Here is a 17,084-nt window from a genome sequence, read left to right as displayed (position 1 = left end):
CCGGGCGGACGCCGAGTCCTGCCACCGCTCGGATCCACGCTCGGAACCACGAGTTCGGCAGGAGCGGGAGACCCAAGCACGACGGGCCACGAAACCGGTGGCCCTTGGGGTGAAGCCACGCATGTGGCCGGGCAACTTTGTCAGCCCGAACCCGACAGGTCATCTTTCGTAGGCGGATGACGAAGGGCTTTTGCATGTCCACGCGTTCTCCGCGTACTCGCATACCCGCGCTCATCTCCAAGGCCGGGGCGACCTGTGCCCTCACCACCGCGGCTGTCGCCGCGACCGCCCTCGTGCCCGTCATGTCGGCCGAGGCCCAGGCGGCCACCCAGGCCAAGCCGGCACCGGCCAAGACGGCGTTGAAGGTCGCCGCCTCGAAGAAGGGGGCTCCCTACCGCTGGGGCGCCACGGGGCCGAACGCCTTCGACTGCTCGGGGCTCACCCAGTACTCGTACAAGAAGGCCGGCAAGAAGCTGCCGCGCACGGCGGCCTCGCAGTACAACAAGACCCGGCACATCTCCAGGGGCTCCCGCAAGGCGGGTGACCTGGTGTTCTTCCACTCCGGCTCGAACGTCTACCACGTGGGCATCTACGCCGGTAAGGGCAAGATCTGGCACTCTCCGAAGCCCGGCAAGTCGGTGCGGCTGGAGAAGATCTGGACCAGCCAGGTCTGGTACGGCCGGGTCAGGTAGACCAAGGAGGTCAGGCCAGACGCACATCTCCCTTGCGGTGCGGCGGCGCCGCAATGGAAACCGCCCCCCTGCCGGCGTGAGGACCGGCAGGGGGGCGGTGTCTTGGGACGGACGTGCCGTCAGCCGTCAAGGGCTCAGCCCATGTGCGGGTAGCGGTAGTCCGTCGGCGGGACCAGCGTCTCCTTGATGGCGCGGGTCAGGGTCCAGCGCATCAGGTTCTGCGGGGCGCCCGCCTTGTCGTTGGTGCCGGAGGCACGGCCGCCGCCGAAGGGCTGCTGGCCGACGACGGCGCCGGTCGACTTGTCGTTGATGTAGAAGTTGCCCGCGGCGAAGCGGAGCTTCTCCATCGTGTACGCGGCGGCGGCGCGGTCGTTGGCGATGACCGCGCCGGTCAGGGCGTAGTCCGAGACCGACTCCATCTGGGTCAGCATCTCGTCGTACTTCTCGTCCGAGCTGTCGTCGTACACGTACACCGCGAGGATCGGGCCGAAGTACTCCGCCTTGAAGACCTCGTTCTCCGGGTCCGTGCACTCGATGACGGTCGGGCGCACGAAGTAGCCCACCGAGTCGTCGTAGCTGCCGCCGGCGATGATCGTGCAGCTCGGGTCGGCGGCGGCGCGGTCGATCGCGGCCTTGTTCTTGGCGAAGGCGCGGTCGTCGATGACGGCACCGATGAAGTGCGACAGTTCGGTGACGTCACCCATGGTGATGCCGTCGACCTCGGCCGCGAACTCCTCCTTGAAGCCGTCGTTCCAGATGGAGGCCGGGATGTACGCGCGCGAGGACGCGGAGCACTTCTGGCCCTGGAACTCGAAGGAGCCGCGGGTCAGCGCGGTCTTCAGCGCGGCGCGGTCGGCGCTCGGGTGCGCCACCACGAAGTCCTTGCCGCCCGTCTCGCCGACGATGCGCGGGTAGGAGCGGTACTTCTCGATGTTGTTGCCGACCGTCTTCCACAGGTGCTGGAAGGTCTTGGTCGAGCCGGTGAAGTGGATGCCCGCCAGGTCGCGGTGGTTCAGGGCCACCTCGGAGACGGCCAGGCCGTCGCCCGTCACCAGGTTGATGACGCCCTTCGGCAGGCCGGCCTCCTCCAGGAGCTGCATGAGCAGCACGGCGGAGTGCGTCTGCGTCGGGGACGGCTTCCACACGACCACGTTGCCCATCAGGGCCGGGGCGGTCGGCAGGTTGCCCGCGATCGCGGTGAAGTTGAAGGGGGTGATCGCGTAGACGAAGCCCTCCAGCGGGCGGTGGTCCATGCGGTTCCACACGCCCGGCGCGTTGGCCGGGGGCTGCTCGGCCAGGATCTGGCGGGCGTACGCGACGTTGAAGCGCCAGAAGTCGACGAGCTCGCAGGGGGTGTCGATCTCGGCCTGCTGGGCGGTCTTGGACTGGCCCAGCATGGTCGAGGCGGCCATCGTCTCGCGCCAGGGGCCGGCCAGCAGCTCGGCGGCGCGCAGGATGATCGCCGCGCGGTCGTCGAAGGAGGTCGCGCGCCAGGCCGGGGCGGCGGCCAGGGCGGCGTCGACGGCGTCCCGGGCGTCGGCCTCGGTGGCGTTGGCGTAGGTGCCGAGCACCGCGGAGTGGTTGTGCGGCTGCACCACGTCGAAGCGCTCACCGCCGCCCATCCGCTTCACGCCGCCGATGGTCATCGGCAGCTCGATCGGGTTCTGGCTCAGCTCCTTGAGCTTGGTTTCCAGACGGGCGCGCTCCGGGGTACCGGGGGCGTAGGTGTGCACCGGCTCGTTGACCGGCACGGGGACCTGGGTCACAGCGTCCATGGTGGCCGTTGTCTCCTTCGATCGAGGGGTGTGCGAGGGGGCGGGTCGTCGGCGGCTGGCGAGTGAGGGCGGTCAGCCGCGGCTGACCGGCGAGCGCGGGAAGGCTGCTGTTCCCGGGGGACGACCCCCGGACCCCCAGCCGGCCTGCCCGCTGCTCACGGTCGTCGTCGGCGGCTGACCAGCGAGCGCGGGAAGGCTGCTGTTCCCGGGGGACGACCCCCGGACCCCCAGCCGGCCTGCCCGCTGCTCACCGTCGTCAGCCGCGGCTGATCAGCGAGCGCAGGAAGAACACGAGGTTCGCGGGGCGCTCCGCGAGACGGCGCATGAAGTATCCATACCAGTCTGTGCCATACGGGATGTAAATCCGCATACGGTGACCTTCCGCTACGAGCCGCTGCTGCTCGGCCTCGCGGATGCCGTACAGCATCTGGAACTCGTACTCGTCGAGCTTGCGCCCGTACTGGCTGCCGAGCTCCTGCGCGATGGCGACCATGCGCGGGTCGTGCGAGCCGATCATGGGGTAGCCGTCGCCGGCCATCAGGATCTTCAGGCAGCGGACGTACGCCTTGTCGACCTCGTGCTTGTCCTGGAAGGCGACGCTCGCGGGCTCCTTGTACGCGCCCTTGACCAGGCGCACGCGGGAGCCTTCCCCGGCGAGCGCGTGGCAGTCCTCCTCGGTGCGGAACAGGTAGGACTGCACGACGGCGCCGGTCTGCGGGAAGCGCTTCCGCAGCTCGGCCAGGATGGCCAGGGTGGAGTCGACCGTGGTGTGGTCCTCCATGTCCAGGGTGACCGTGGTGCCGATCTCGGCGGCGGCCTCGACGACCGGCGTCACGTTCTTCAGGGCCAGCTCGTGGCCGCCCGGCAGCGCCTGGCCGAAGGCGGAGAGCTTGACGGACATCTCGGCCTTGGCGCCCAGCTCCAGCGGGGCGAGGGCCTCGGTGAGCGCGAGGTAGGCGTCGCGGTTGCGCAGCGCCTCGGCGGGGTCGGTGATGTCCTCGCCCAGATGGTCGAGGGTGACCTCCATGCCGCGGTCGGCCAGCGACCGCACGGCGTTCATGGACTCGTCCAGCCGCTCACCGGCGACGAAGCGGTCCACCACGGGGCGGGTGACCGGCGTGGCCGAGACGATGCGGCGGATGGCGTCGCTGCGCGAGGCGGCGAGCAACACGGGACCCAGCACGGGGCACCTCCATGGACGGTTCTTCGGGGGGTTGCCGCGGCCACGGCATACACGTGGGTCGCGGCGGCAAGGTGAGCCACCGTGAAACATAAGGATCTCGCCAGACGACGACCATCGACAGCTGTCGGGCATTCGTGGCCGAGATCTCAGACAGATGTATGACAATGGTGACCGGGCGCTTCACTCGGGTGCGTCCCCCGCCGGGCGGCGCCGTCGGGGCGCGGAGCGCCGGAGGAGAGCCCGGAGGAGAGCGAAGGGAGCGGCACGGCCTATGCGCGGCGACTACCAGCAGCTCGTGGACGAGATCTCGGCCGTGCTCGGCGCGCCCGCCACCCTGGAGGACCGCGACTTCGCCCTGATCGCCTTCGGGGCGCACGACAGCGGCGACATCGGGGAGCTGGCGCTGGACCCGGTGCGCACCCGCTCGATCCTCCAGCGGCGCTCCACGGCGGCGGTGCGGACCTGGTTCGAGGGGTTCGGCATCGCCCGGGCCCAGGCGCCGCTGCGGATCCCGCCGGACCCGGCGGCCGGGGTCTTCATGGGCCGCATCTGCCTCCCCGCCCGCCACCAGGGCGTGGTGCGCGGCTATGTCTGGCTGCTGGACGACGGCCATCTGGCCGATCTGGAGCTGGGCGGCCGCGGCACCCCGCCGGACCCGCGGCTGGCCCAGGCCATGGAGACCGCCGCGCGCATCGGGGCGCTGCTGGCCGCCGAGGCGCGGGCCGGCGCGGAGCTCGGCGAGCTGCTCCGGGAGCTGCTGACCGGTCCGCCCAGCGGCCGGGACATGGCGCGGGCGGGGCTGCGCGGCGCGCTGCGCGCCACGGCGGACGGCCCGCTGGCCGTGGTCGCGGTGCTGCCCTGGGCCACCGGCGAGGACGGCGACGCCTCCCCGCCCCCGAACATCCCCGGCGTCGCCGCCGTGGCCCCCGTTCCCCCGTCCGGCGTGGCGAGCCCCTCCGGCGCCGGGGGCCCGTCGGGCGGCGACGGCTGCCTGGCCGCGCTGGTCCGGCTGCGCACCGGAACCGCCGTGGACCCCGCCCGCACCGCGGCCGAGCGGCTGCTGAGCTCTCCCCGCGCGGACGGGGCCGCGGGCGGCGGCCCGGCCCCCGACCCCCGGGTCCCGGGCGCCCCCGCCCCCGGCACCCCGAGCCCCGGAGCCCCGGCCTCGGGGTCCCCGGCCCCTGCCGACGGCCGCGGGCGCGGCTTCTCGGGGAACGCCGGCTCCGTCGCGGCGGTCCGCGGCCGAACCGCCCCCGGTGGCGACGCGGCGGCGACCGGCCGCGGCACCGGGGCGGGCGGCGCCAAGGTCACCGCGGCGGGCGGCGCCAAGGTCACCGCGGCGGAGGGGCGGGCCGTGGCCGGGGTGAGCGATCCGCGCCGCGGGCTGGACGAGCTCCCCGCCGCCTGGCGGGAGGCGCTGGCCGCCGCGCACGCCGCGCGGGCCGAACCACGGCTGGGCCCGGTGGCCTCATGGGCGGACGTCGGCCCGTACCGGCTGCTGTCCCACCTGCCCGCGACCGCCCCGGACCCCGCCGTACGCCCGCTCTTGGAGCGCGCCCACGCCGAACTGGCCCGCACCGCCGAGGCGTTCCTGGACTGCGCCGGTCAGGCCGGCCGTACCGCCCAGGCCCTTGGCATCCACCGGCAGACCCTCTACTACCGGCTCTCCCGCGTCGAGCAGCTCACCGGCCTGGACCTGGACGACGGAGAGGACCGGTTGCTGCTCCACATGGCCCTCAAGGCGGCGCGGCTGCGCTGAGGGCCTCACGCCGAGGACGCCCACGGCAGGCACGTGCGGACCAACGATCACCCGGTCGAGTTGTACGCATAAGGGCGGATTGACCCGGGGGTGGGGGTGCGCTTGGGTAGCCGCTCAGACCCTCGGCGCGGGGTCGGGGGGATCGACATGTTCCGGGGGGAGACATGGCTGTCGCCGCACGGGTGGTGTCGGGTGCGGGACCGGTGCGCGCGCTCACGACCACGGTGCTCACGCCCGCGACGGCGGCGGAGCACCGCCCCGGACCCGCCGGCGTCGAGCGGCTCGGCGTCGCGGCGGACGACACGACGCCGCGCGGGACGATCAGCGCGAACGGGCGCTCCGCCCTCTTCACCGGCTCCGCGCGCGGCCTGGTCCCCGGTGACGAGGACCCGCGGGCCGAGACGTTCCCGCACGACCGCGGGACCGGGCGCACCGTCAGGTCGGCGTCGCCGACGACGGCACCCCCGGCGACGAGCAGGAGCAGCAGGTGGCGATCGGCGCCGACGGCCGCCTGGTCGCCTTCGAGTCGGGTGCCGCGCATCCGGTGCCGGACGACACCGACGGACGGCTCGACGTGTTCGTCCGCGACCCGCGGGCCGGACGGACCCGGCGGGTCGGCGTCGCGGACGACGGGGCGCGGGCGGAGGGCCGGGCCACCGGACCGGCGCTCGACGCCCGCGGACGCACCGCGCTGTTCAGCTCCGAAGCGCCGGGGCTCGTGCCCCGCGATACCCACGGCGCGTACGACGCCTTCGTGCGCCGCGTGCGTCGAGCCGGGCGCGGGTCCCCGACCCGGACCCGCGCCTGAATGAGGTCCGGCCCCGCTCACCGGGGCCGGCCGTTCACCAAGGGGGAGACGAACCATGTCCATCGTCCAGCGCGCCCTCCGCGGCGCGGTGTCGGCGGCCGCGGTGACCGCGACGGCCCTGCTGCCCGCGGCCACGGCGGCGGCCGGGCCCGCGGCGTCCCGGCCGTCGGCACCATCCAAGCCATCGACATCGTCGACGTCCTCGACGTCCTCGACGTCCTCGACGTCCTCGACGTCCTCGACCCGACCGGTCCCGCAGGCCGCGACGGCCCGGAGCCTGGAGCGGGTGAGCGTCGCCGCCGACGGCGCCGAGGCGAACGGCCCGTCCCACGACGCCTCGGTCAGCCGCGACGGCCGCCACGCCGTCTTCAGCTCTGAGGCGTCCAACCTCGTCGCCGGCGACACCAACGGCGCGTCCGACATCTTCGTCAAGGACCTGCGCGGCGGCGGGGTGCGGCGGATCGCCGTCTCCGGAGGCGCCGCCGACAGCCCGGCGCTCAGCGCCGACGGCCGGTACGTGGCGTTCGGCGCCACCGTCTCCGGCCGCCGCCAGATCCACCTGCACGACCTGCGCACCGGCCGCACCCAGCGCGTCACCACCCCCGACCTGCCGTACGAGGTCGCCGGGCACTCCCCGGCGATCAGCGCCGACGGTCGGTACGTCGGCTTCCTCGGCGAGCGCCCGCCGGGCGACGAGGACGGCGCCTGGATCTACGTACGGGACCGCACCCGCGGCCGGACGACGGCCCTGGAGCACACCCAGCCGGACTGGCAGCCGCGCCGGATCGACGAGCTCACCATGAGCGACGACGGGAAACGGCTGGCGTACCGGTACACCTTCACCACCGGGCCGCGGGCCGACTGCTGCGACGTCTATCTGCGCGAGGTGTCCGCGAGCCGCCCGGCGCAGATGGACCGGAGGTACGACGGCACCCCCGCCGACCGCGAGTCGACGGCGCCCTCGATCAGCGCCGACGGCCGGTACGTCGCGTTCGAGTCCGCCGACACCAAGATGGTGCCGGGCGACGACGACAGGGCCTGGAACGTGTTCGTCCGCGAGGTGCGGACCGGAGCGGTGCGGCGGGTCACGGGCCGGCACGGCGGCGAGGTCGGGGCCTTCACCCGCGATCCGGTGCTCAGCGCCGACGGCAGTCGCCTGCTGTACGCGGGCTACGGCGCCGAACTGCCCCGCTTCCTGGTCGACCTGACCTCCGCCGCCCCCGCCGAGCCGGTGACCCCGGTGGGCCGGGACGTCTTCACCGAGGCGCGCCCGGGGGCGGTGTCCGACCGCGGAACGACGGTGGTGTTCACCTCGCCGACGGCGATCGCGGACGACGACACCAACGACACCTGGGACGTCTACGTCAGCCGCTGACGGCGCCCGGAGGCGAACCGGGCCCGAACGACGCGCGCGCCCAGAATCTGAGACGGCGTGCGGCACGGGGGTGGTGCTGTGCCAGACTGCCCCCGTGCTCTCGTTCGCCATGATTATTGGCAGCAGGCGCGCCGGTCCGCAGTGACCGCCCCGTACCACCACCTTCCGGTACGGCGCGGCCATCGTGCCCCCAGACCCGCGCGCAGACCTCTCGCACCCGCGAGGGGTTTTTTCGTTTCCCGGCCGAACCCCGTCGGGGACGCGGAGCGCGAGGGATCATAGGAGGGCGCGGAGCCGGTTATTCCGGTAGACCGAGACCTCAGGAGTCCAGACAGCATGAGCGACGCAGCGAATACCCCGTGGGGCGACGACAGCTTCCACGTCTTCGACACCACCCTGCGCGACGGCGCGCAGCGCGAGGGCATCAACCTCACCGTCGCGGACAAGCTGACCATCGCCCGGCACCTGGACGACTTCGGCGTCGGCTTCATCGAGGGCGGCTGGCCGGGCGCCAACCCTCGCGACACCGAGTTCTTCGCCCGGGCGCGCCAGGAGATCGACTTCAGGCACGCGCGGCTGGTCGCGTTCGGTGCCACCCGCCGGGCCGGGGTGCGGGCGGCGGACGATCCACAGGTGGCGGCGCTGCTGGAGTCCGGCGCCCCGGTGATCACGCTGGTGGCCAAGTCGCACGACCGCCATGTGGAGCTGGCGCTGCGCACCACGCTGGAGGAGAACCTGGCGATGGTGGCGGACACCGTGGCCTACCTGCGGGAGCAGGGCCGCCGTGTCTTCGTCGACTGCGAGCACTTCTTCGACGGCTACCGCGCCAACCCGGACTACGCGAAGCGGGTCGTCACCACCGCCCACCAGGCCGGCGCCGACGTGGTGGTGCTCTGCGACACCAACGGCGGGATGCTGCCGGCCCAGGTGCAGGCGGTCGTGGCCACCGTGCTCGCCGACACCGGGGCCCGGCTGGGCATCCACGCCCAGGACGACACCGGCTGCGCGGTCGCCAACACCCTCGCCGCCGTGGACGCGGGCGCCACCCATGTGCAGTGCACCGCCAACGGCTACGGCGAGCGGGTCGGCAACGCCAACCTCTTCCCCGTCGTCGCGGCCCTGGAGCTGAAGTACGGCCGCAGGGTGCTGCCCGAGGGCTCGTTGGCCGAGATGACCCGGATCTCGCACGCCATCGCCGAGGTCGTCAACCTCACCCCCGCCACCCACCAGCCCTACGTCGGCCTCTCCGCCTTCGCCCACAAGGCCGGGCTGCACGCCTCGGCGATCAAGGTCGACCCCGACCTGTACCAGCACATCGACCCGGAGCGGGTCGGCAACACCATGCGGATGCTGGTCTCCGACATGGCCGGACGCGCCTCGGTGGAGCTCAAGGGCAAGGAGCTCGGCATCGACCTGGGCGGCGACCGCGAGCTGCTGGGCCGGGTGGTGGAGCGGGTCAAGGAGCGTGAGCTGGCGGGCTACACCTACGAGGCCGCCGACGCCTCCTTCGAACTGCTGCTGCGCGCCGAGGTGGAGGGGCGGGCCCGCCGCTACTACCGGTGCGAGTCCTGGCGGGCGATCGTCGAGGACCGCCCGGACGGCAGCCACGCCAACGAGGCCACGGTGAAGGTGTGGGCCAAGGGCGAGCGGATCGTCGCGACCGCCGAGGGGAACGGTCCGGTCCACGCCCTGGACCGCGCGCTGCGCGTCGGGCTGGAGCGCATCTACCCGCAGCTGGCCAAGCTGGAGCTGGTGGACTACAAGGTCCGCATCCTGGAGGGCAAGCACGGCACCCAGTCCACGACCCGGGTGCTCATCTCGACCACCGACGGGCGTGGCGAGTGGTCCACGGTCGGCGTCGCGGAGAACGTGATCGCCGCGTCCTGGCAGGCGCTGGACGACGCCTACGCCTACGGGCTGCGCCGCCTCGGCGTCGAGCCGCAGGAGTGAGGCGCGCGGCCGTCTGACCGGCCGCGGACACGGCGCGGGCCCCGTCCTCGGACGGGGCCCTTGTCGCGTGGGTGGGTGATGGCGGGGCCGTGATCGTCGGCCCTGGGGGGCGGCGGCGCGGTTCCGCCGGGCGGCCGGTCAGCCCTGCGGAGCGGCCTTGACGGCGGAGATGTCGAAGACCAGCTTGACCTTGTCGCTGACCATCACGCCGCCGGCCTCCAGCGCCGCGTTCCAGGTCAGGCCCCACTCCGAGCGCAGGATCTCGGCGCCGCCCTCGAAGCCGACGCGCTCGTTGCCGTAGACGTCGGTGGCCGAGCCGTTGAACTCCAGGTCGAGGGAGAGCGGACGGGTCACGTCCTTGATCGTCAGATCGCCGGTGACGCGGTAGGTGTCGCCGCCGACCGGCCGGATCCCGGTGGAGCGGAAGCGCATCAGCGGGAAGCGCTCGGCGTCGAAGAAGTCGTCGCCGCGCAGGTGGTTGTCGCGGTCGGCGATGCCGGTGTCCACGCTGGCGATCCTGACGTCGATGGCGGCGGTGGAGCGCGAGGGGTCGGCGCCGTCCAGCCGCAGGGTGCCCTCGTGGTCGGAGAAGGCGCCGCGGACGTTGGTGACCATCGCGTGCCGCACCGTGAAGCCGATGCTGCTGTGGCCGGGGTCGATGGTGTAGTCGCCGGTCAGCGCGGCGAGCGCGGGGTCGACGTCGAGAACGGCGGTGGCGGTGCCGGTGGGCGCGAGGGCGGCGGTGGCGGTGGGCGCGGGGGTGGCGGTGGGGCGCTTGCGACCGAAGAGGGCCATGACTGCTCCTGGGGTGTTGTTGAAGATTCAACGGTTCCGACGAGGGACACCGTAGCCCCATCCAGTTCAACTTTCAACCATCTAGTTCAAGATTCAATGAAATGGCTCCCGGGCCACCGGGAACCGTCCCTCCAGCGGTCTGGCGAGGTGCCGGGCGGTCCGGCATGCTCGGGCCGGCGCCACCCGCGGCTCAACCGACGCGTCCGCAGCACGGTCCACGAGCAGGAGGCCCCCGCATGGGACGGGATGTCAGACGACGCACCCTCATGGCCGGCACCGGAGCGCTCGGCCTCGGCGCGGCCCTCGCGGGCCCGACCCGGGCCGCCGACGCCGCACCGGGGGAGGGCCCCGCCCCCGGCGCCCGGAGGGCCGACGACGACTTCGACACGCTGCGCCGCCGCTGGCTGGAGCTGGCCCTGGGCACCGGCTTCGACCCCACGGCCGAGCCCTACGCCTCCCGGCTGCGCCGCACCGGCGAACGGGCCGCCGCGTACCGCGCGAGCATGGCGCCCACCGCCGCCTCGCTCTGGCCGGACGCGCCCTACGACCCGCCCGCCGGGATCACCCTCGGCTACGCCCGGCTGCACACCATGGCGCAGGCGTACGCGCAGCCCGGCACCGGCCTCACCGGCGACCCCGGGCTCGCCGCCGACCTGGTACGCGGCCTGGACCACCTCGACCGAACGGTCTACTCCCCGGCGACCACCCGCTACGGCAACTGGTGGGAGTGGCAGATCGGCAGCCCGCGGCTGCTGCTCGACACCCTCGCCATGGCCCACGACCGGGTCGACGAGGCGCTGCGCGGCCGCGCCCTGGCCGCCGTCGACCACTTCGTGCCGGACGGCATGCTCGGCGACTACACCGGCACCAGCACCGGGGCCAACCGGGTCGACCTGTGCCGGGTGGTCGCGCTGCGCGGCGTGCTGGGGCGGACCGCCGGGAAACTGGAGCTCGCCCGCGACGCGCTCTCCCCGGTCTTCCCCCATGTCACCCGGGGCGACGGCCTCTACGCCGACGGCTCCTTCATCCAGCACACCTGGGTCGCCTACTCCGGCACCTACGGCTGTGTGCTCCTCGACGGCCTCGGCCGGCTCTTCGCGCTGCTGGCCGGCTCCCCCTGGGAGGTCGTCGACCCCGGGCTGCGGATCATCCACGACAGCGTGACGCGCGCCTGGGCGCCGCTGATCCACGACGGGCTGGTGATGGACAGCGTCTCCGGACGGGCCGTCAGCCGGGGCCTGACCCGGGGCGACAGCCGCCAGGTCGTGCAGAGCGACCACCAGCGCGGCCACCAACTGATCGCCGCCGTCGCGCTGCTCGGCGACGGTGCCCCGGAGGCCGAGCGGGCGGAGTGGCACGCCATGATCCGGGGCTGGATCGCGCGGGACACGGCCAGCCCGGTCCTCACCGACCCGCAGTTCGGCGTGGCCGAACTGGCGCGGCTGCGCGCCATCGCGGACCGGCCGGGGCCGGTGGCCGCCGCGCCGGTGGAGCACCGGCTGTTCGCCGCCATGGACCGGGCGGTGCACCGGCGCCCCGGCTGGACCGCCAACCTGGCCATGGCCTCGGACCGGATCTCCTACTACGAGAACGGCAACGGCGAGCACCCGCGCGGCTGGCACACCGGAGCCGGGATGCTCAGCTGGTGGGCGGGGGAGGGCACGCTCGCCCAGTACACGGACGCCTTCTGGCCGACCGCCGACCCCTACCGGCTGCCCGGCACCACCGTCTCCACCAAGCGGTTGGCCGACAACGAGGGCGGCGGCTGGGGCCAGCCCAAGCCGGCCGCGCGCTGGGTGGGCGGGGTCACCGACGGCGAGTTCGCCGCGATCGGCCAGGATCTGCGCGGGCTCTCCAGCACGCTGCGCGCCAAGAAGTCCTGGTTCTTCGTCGCCGACGCCGTGATCTGTCTGGGCGCCGGCGTCACCGCCGCCGACGGCACCCCGGTGGAGACGATCGTGGACCACCGCAACCTCGGCGCCGACGGCACCCACACCCTCACCGTGGACGGGGTGGAGCAGCCCGCGGAGCTCGGCTGGAGCGCGACCTTCCGGCGCGCCCGCTGGGCGCACCTGCACGGCCACGGCGGCTATGTGTTCCCCGGCGGCGCCCGGCTGAACGCGCTGCGCGAGGCCCGGACGGGAGCGTGGCGGGACATCAACGCGGGCGGCGCGCCCGACCCGTTCACCCGGCGCTATCTGACGCTCTGGCACGACCACGGCACCGACCCGGTGGACGCCTCCTACGCCTACCTGCTGCTGCCCGGGGCCGATCGGCGCACCCTCGCCGCCCGCGCCGCCGACTCCGGATGGCTGAGCCTCCTCGCCAACAGTGAGCGGCAGCAGGGGGTCGCCGTCGCCTCGTGGGGGCTGACCGCCGTCAACTTCTGGCGGGCGGGGACGGTCGGAGAGCTGACCGCCGACGGCCCGGCGAGCGTGCTGGTGCGGTGTCGCGGGGGGCGCGCGACGCTGTGGATCGCCGACCCCGCGCGGTCGGGCGCGCCGGTGGAGCTCGACTGGGCCCGGCCGGTGCGCCGGGTGCTCGCCCAGGACCCGTCCGTTCGGGTCCTGTCCGCGGGCGCCACACTGCGGCTGCGGGTGAGCGCCGGCGCCGCGGGCGCCGGGCACCGCTGCGAGGTGCTGCTGGACGGCCGGGAGGGTCAGGGGTGGGGGCGGCGCGCGGGGAGGGGGGTCGAGTGGGGTCGAAAGGGGTAGGGAGCGCGGTCCGGCGCGGCTAGGCTGCTGCCGTCCCACCCGGTGTCCGGATACCCCGCGCGGCCGTACCGCGCCAGCCGACCGGGTGACCGTTCGGCGTGGTCAGACCGCCGCAGCTACCGCATACCCCGGGTTCCCTTTGTGGAGTGCCAACAGTGGCCGTTGTCCTTAGGTACAGCCGTTGACGCCCAAACTCACTGTGCAGTTCTGTTCTGCCTGCCCACGAAAACGGGTGCGACGTTGTAGGAAAACGACATCGGTCTCCCGGCCCCCTGGCACGTACCGTTCAATGCATGACCAATCTCGAAGGTGCGCCCGAAGTGGCGAGTGACGTCCGCGGGCGCGTCGCCGAGCTGCACGCCATCCGCGAGCAGGTTCGGCGGGGTCCGAGCGAGCGGGCGACCGAGGCTCAGAAGGCCAAGGGGAAGCTGACGGCTCGGGAGCGGATCGATCTGCTGCTGGACGAGGGTTCCTTCAACGAGGTGGAGCCGCTGCGCCGGCACCGGGCCAGCGGTTTCGGCCTGGAGGCCAAGCGGCCGTACACCGATGGTGTGATCACGGGGTGGGGAACCGTTCACGGACGCACGGTGTTCGTGTACGCACACGACTTCCGGATCTTCGGTGGCGCGCTGGGCGAGGCCCACGCCACGAAGATCCACAAGATCATGGACATGGCGATCGCGGCCGGGGCGCCGCTGGTCTCCCTGAACGACGGCGCCGGCGCCCGCATTCAGGAGGGCGTCTCCGCCCTCGCCGGCTACGGCGGCATCTTCCAGCGCAACACCAAGGCGTCCGGCGTCATCCCGCAGATCAGCGTGATGCTCGGCCCGTGCGCCGGTGGCGCGGCCTACTCCCCGGCGCTCACGGACTTCGTGTTCATGGTGCGGGAGACCTCGCAGATGTTCATCACCGGCCCGGACGTGGTCCAGGCGGTGACGGGCGAGAAGGTGACCCAGAACGGCCTCGGCGGTGCGGACGTTCACGCCGAGACCTCCGGCGTCTGCCACTTCGCCTACGACGACGAGGAGTCGTGCCTGGAGGAGGTGCGCTACCTGCTGTCGATGCTCCCGCAGAACAACCGGGAGAACCCGCCCGTCGTGGAGTCCGAGGACCCCGTGGACCGGCGCGGCGACATACTGCTGGACCTCGTCCCGGCCGACGGCAACCGCCCGTACGACATGCGCAAGGTGATCGAGGAGATCGTCGACGACGGCGAGTTCCTGGAGGTCCACGAGCGCTGGGCCACCAACATCATCTGCGCCCTGACCCGGCTCGACGGTCAGGTCGTCGGCGTGATCGCCAACCAGCCGCAGTCGCTGGCCGGCGTGCTGGACATCGAGGCGTCGGAGAAGTCCGCGCGCTTCATCCAGATGTGCGACGCGTTCAACATCCCGCTGATCACCCTGCTGGACGTGCCCGGCTTCCTGCCCGGCGTCGACCAGGAGCACGGCGGCATCATCCGGCACGGCGCCAAGATGCTCTACGCGTACTGCAACGCCACCGTGCCGCGGATCTCGGTGATCCTGCGCAAGGCGTACGGCGGCGCGTACATCGTGATGGACTCCCAGTCCATCGGCGCCGACCTCACCTACGCCTGGCCGACCAACGAGATCGCGGTGATGGGCGCCGAGGGCGCCGCCAACGTCATCTTCCGGCGCCAGATCGCGGAGGCGGACGACCCCGAGGCGATGCGCTCCCGCATGGTCAAGGAGTACAAGTCCGAGCTCATGCACCCGTACTACGCGGCCGAGCGCGGACTCGTCGACGACGTCATCGACCCGGCCGACACCCGCGCCATCCTCATCCGTTCCCTGGCGATGCTGCGCACCAAGCACGCCGACCTGCCCTCTCGTAAGCACGGCAACCCGCCGCAGTGACGCGGCTGATGGAGACGAAGTCCACCGTGAGTACTCCCAGCGATACCGCCATGTCCGCCACCGCCGGCACGCTCGTCCGGGTCGAGAAGGGGCACGCCGACGCGGAGGAGCTGGCCGCCGTCACCGCGGTCCTGCTCGCCCGCGCGGGTGCGGTGCACCGCACCCGCGGCGCCGCCTCGACCCGGCCGCGCCGGGACACCGCCCGCTGGCGTCGCCTTGAGCGCCAGTCGGGTTTCCGCGCCCCGCACAGCTGGCAGGGCTGACCTCTTCGCACCGAACGCCGGGCGGGCTGGATCTCCAGCCCGCCCGGCGTTTCGTCTGCCGCGACCGGGCGGTCCAGCGGCACACCCGGAGCACATGGCAGGACCCACGACACCGGCCCACCACCCCGGCCCACGACACGGTCATCACAGGGCGCACGAGAAAGGTCCCCGCCCCCCTTCCGGGGGTGCGGGGACCTTTCTGCACGGCCGACGGCGCCGGTGACTACCGGAGCCGGGCCATGAGGGCGTGTTCGACGAGGGTGATGAGCGTGCTCTTCGCCTCGCTGCGGGTTCGCGCGTCGGTGGTGATGATCGGGGCGTCGGGGCCGATCTGGAGTGCCTCGCGGACCTCTTCGGGGCCGTACGGCTGGTGGCCGTCGAAGCCGTTGAGGGCGATCACGAAGGGCAGGCCGCTGTTCTCGAAGTAGTCGACCGCGGGGAAGCAGTCGGCGAGACGGCGGGTGTCGACCAGCACGACGGCGCCGATGGCGCCGCGGACCAGGTCGTCCCACATGAACCAGAAGCGGTCCTGACCCGGCGTACCGAACAGGTACAGGATCAGGTCCTGGTCCAGCGTGATACGGCCGAAGTCCATGGCCACAGTGGTCGTGGTCTTGTCCGGCGCGTGCGTGAGGTCGTCGATCCCCGCCGAGGCCGAGGTCATCACGGCTTCGGTGCGCAGCGGGTTGATCTCCGAGACCGCGCCGACGAACGTGGTCTTGCCCACGCCGAAGCCGCCCGCCACCACGATCTTCGCGGAGGTGGTGGAGCGGGCTGCACCGCTAGAGCTTGCGAAGTCCACTGAGCACCCTTTCGAGCAGTGTCACGTCAGGCTGGCCGCCGGCGGTCTCGTCGCCGCCCGGCTGATGGATGGCGACGAGTCCGGCCTCGGCCAGATCGGCGACGAGGATTCGGGCGACGCCGAGGGGGATGGTGAGGAGCGCGGAGATCTCTGCGACCGACTTGATCTCCCGGCACAACTGGCAGATCCGCTGGTGTTCGGGCAACTGGCCCTGCAACCGGGAGGGATCGGCCGTGGTGTGCACCAGCGCCTCGATGGCGAGCTGGTAGCGAGGCCGGGTTCGGCCTCCGGTCATGGCGTACGGACGCACCAGGGGGTTGTGCGCGCCGCCCACGGGCGGCTCCGGCGCGGTGCGTCGCCGCTGCGACTGGGCCGGCTGGTTGCGCGGCGGGCGCTGCGGTTCGTACGACGGGTAGCCAGACGGGGGCCCTTGTTGCTGCTGCGGCTGGGGTTGCTGCTGCTGCTGCGGGTAGCCCTGTGGCTGGCGGTAGTGGCTGGGAGTGGAGGGGAAGTTGAAGCGCTGCAGCGGGCCATCCTGCTGCGGTTCGGGCTGCTGCCCGAACCCGTACGGGTATCCGCTAGGGGGCGTTTCCACGGCTCCTCCTCCAACTCGCGTGTTTGCCGGTCGCGCCACCGCACCCTATGGGGCGGTGGCGCGAAGCGCACTGTCTCTTTGCTAGTTGAGAAGGCTTCCTTGCAGTTCTGCCCGCAGGTCGGGGGTGAGCACCCCACCCGCGCGGTCGACGAGCAGGGCCATCTCGTAGCCGACGAGGCCGATGTCGCACTCGGGGTGGGCGAGGACGGCCAGCGAGGATCCGTCCGAGATGGACATGATGAAGAGGAAGCCGCGCTCCATCTCGACGACGGTCTGGTTGACCGCACCGCCTTCGAAGATGCGGGAGGCTCCGGCGGTCAGCGAGGTCAGACCGGAGGCGACCGCCGCCAGCTGGTCCGCGCGGTCGCGGGGGAACCCTTCGGACATCGCGAGGAGGAGTCCGTCGGCGGAGACCACGACCGTGTGCGACACCCCGGGGGTGTTGTCCACAAAGTTCGTGATCAACCAGTTCAGGTTCTGCGCCGCCTGGCTCATC

Annotated in this window: 14 protein-coding genes and 1 riboswitch; of the genes, 8 read left to right on the top strand and 6 right to left on the bottom strand. The window is 72.7% G+C overall.

Annotation, left to right across the window (positions count from 1 at the left end):
• Positions 1-27 precede the first annotated feature (27 nt).
• A riboswitch (cyclic di-AMP (ydaO/yuaA leader) is annotated at positions 28-191 on the top strand.
• 3 nt (positions 192-194) lie between these two features.
• Entirely contained in the window at positions 195-692 is a 498-nt protein-coding gene (locus LRS74_RS09410; protein WP_277740577.1) for a C40 family peptidase, read from the top strand.
• Between the two features lie 134 nt (positions 693-826).
• Here the strand turns inward: LRS74_RS09410 and pruA are convergent, their stop codons facing one another.
• Both pruA and LRS74_RS09400 read right to left on the bottom strand, forming a co-directional pair.
• A complete protein-coding gene (gene pruA, locus LRS74_RS09405) occupies positions 827-2,467 on the bottom strand; it encodes an L-glutamate gamma-semialdehyde dehydrogenase (protein WP_277740576.1) in 1,641 nt (546 codons plus the stop codon).
• Positions 2,468-2,723: 256 nt separating this feature from the next.
• Entirely contained in the window at positions 2,724-3,650 is a 927-nt protein-coding gene (locus LRS74_RS09400) for a proline dehydrogenase family protein (protein WP_277740575.1), read from the bottom strand.
• Positions 3,651-3,921: 271 nt separating this feature from the next.
• Between LRS74_RS09400 and LRS74_RS09395 the strand changes: the two genes are divergently transcribed.
• From LRS74_RS09395 to cimA, 4 genes are all read left to right on the top strand, one after another.
• Positions 3,922-5,409, top strand: a complete 1,488-nt coding sequence (locus LRS74_RS09395) for a helix-turn-helix domain-containing protein (RefSeq protein ID WP_277740574.1) — start codon at positions 3,922-3,924, stop codon at positions 5,407-5,409.
• A gap of 487 nt (positions 5,410-5,896) precedes the next feature.
• A complete protein-coding gene (locus tag LRS74_RS09390) occupies positions 5,897-6,217 on the top strand; it encodes a hypothetical protein (RefSeq protein ID WP_277740573.1) in 321 nt (106 codons plus the stop codon).
• 55 nt (positions 6,218-6,272) lie between these two features.
• Positions 6,273-7,592, top strand: a complete 1,320-nt coding sequence (locus tag LRS74_RS09385) for a hypothetical protein (protein ID WP_277740572.1) — start codon at positions 6,273-6,275, stop codon at positions 7,590-7,592.
• A 336-nt stretch (positions 7,593-7,928) separates the two neighbouring features.
• Positions 7,929-9,542, top strand: a complete 1,614-nt coding sequence (cimA, locus tag LRS74_RS09380) for a citramalate synthase (protein WP_277740571.1) — start codon at positions 7,929-7,931, stop codon at positions 9,540-9,542.
• Between the two features lie 138 nt (positions 9,543-9,680).
• Here cimA and LRS74_RS09375 read toward each other — a convergent pair whose 3' ends face one another.
• Positions 9,681-10,337 (bottom strand): YceI family protein, encoded by a 657-nt coding sequence (locus tag LRS74_RS09375; protein ID WP_277740570.1) that lies wholly within the window; start codon positions 10,335-10,337, stop codon positions 9,681-9,683.
• 236 nt (positions 10,338-10,573) lie between these two features.
• Here LRS74_RS09375 and LRS74_RS09370 point away from each other — a divergent pair, with 236 nt between their 5' ends.
• The 3 genes from LRS74_RS09370 to LRS74_RS09360 all read left to right on the top strand — a co-directional run bounded on the left by LRS74_RS09370 (position 10,574) and on the right by LRS74_RS09360 (position 15,191).
• Positions 10,574-13,051, top strand: coding sequence for a polysaccharide lyase 8 family protein (locus tag LRS74_RS09370; RefSeq protein WP_277740569.1), 2,478 nt, complete (start codon positions 10,574-10,576; stop codon positions 13,049-13,051).
• A 293-nt stretch (positions 13,052-13,344) separates the two neighbouring features.
• The gene (locus tag LRS74_RS09365; RefSeq protein WP_144381674.1) at positions 13,345-14,928 is read left to right on the top strand and encodes an acyl-CoA carboxylase subunit beta; all 1,584 of its coding nucleotides are present in this window, start codon (positions 13,345-13,347) and stop codon (positions 14,926-14,928) included.
• A 50-nt stretch (positions 14,929-14,978) separates the two neighbouring features.
• Positions 14,979-15,191 carry an acyl-CoA carboxylase subunit epsilon gene (locus LRS74_RS09360; RefSeq protein ID WP_277744672.1) on the top strand — a complete coding sequence of 71 codons (213 nt, stop codon included), beginning with the start codon at positions 14,979-14,981 and terminating at the stop codon, positions 15,189-15,191.
• Positions 15,192-15,414: 223 nt separating this feature from the next.
• Here LRS74_RS09360 and LRS74_RS09355 read toward each other — a convergent pair whose 3' ends face one another.
• The 3 genes from LRS74_RS09355 to LRS74_RS09345 all read right to left on the bottom strand — a co-directional run bounded on the left by LRS74_RS09355 (position 15,415) and on the right by LRS74_RS09345 (position 17,083).
• Positions 15,415-15,993, bottom strand: a complete 579-nt coding sequence (locus tag LRS74_RS09355) for an ATP/GTP-binding protein (RefSeq protein ID WP_277740568.1) — start codon at positions 15,991-15,993, stop codon at positions 15,415-15,417.
• Complete coding sequence (locus LRS74_RS09350) at positions 15,974-16,588, bottom strand: DUF742 domain-containing protein (protein ID WP_277740567.1); 615 nt, start codon at positions 16,586-16,588, stop codon at positions 15,974-15,976. Before LRS74_RS09350 ends, LRS74_RS09355 begins: the two co-directional genes overlap by 20 nt.
• Positions 16,589-16,669: 81 nt before the next feature.
• The gene (locus LRS74_RS09345) at positions 16,670-17,083 is read right to left on the bottom strand and encodes a roadblock/LC7 domain-containing protein (protein WP_179285426.1); all 414 of its coding nucleotides are present in this window, start codon (positions 17,081-17,083) and stop codon (positions 16,670-16,672) included.
• Position 17,084: the final 1 nt, after the last annotated feature.

It is taken from the genome of Streptomyces sp. LX-29 (genome assembly GCF_029541745.1).
Taxonomy (GTDB): Bacteria; Actinomycetota; Actinomycetes; order Streptomycetales; family Streptomycetaceae; genus Streptomyces.
This window is presented reverse-complemented; position numbering and strand designations above follow the sequence as displayed.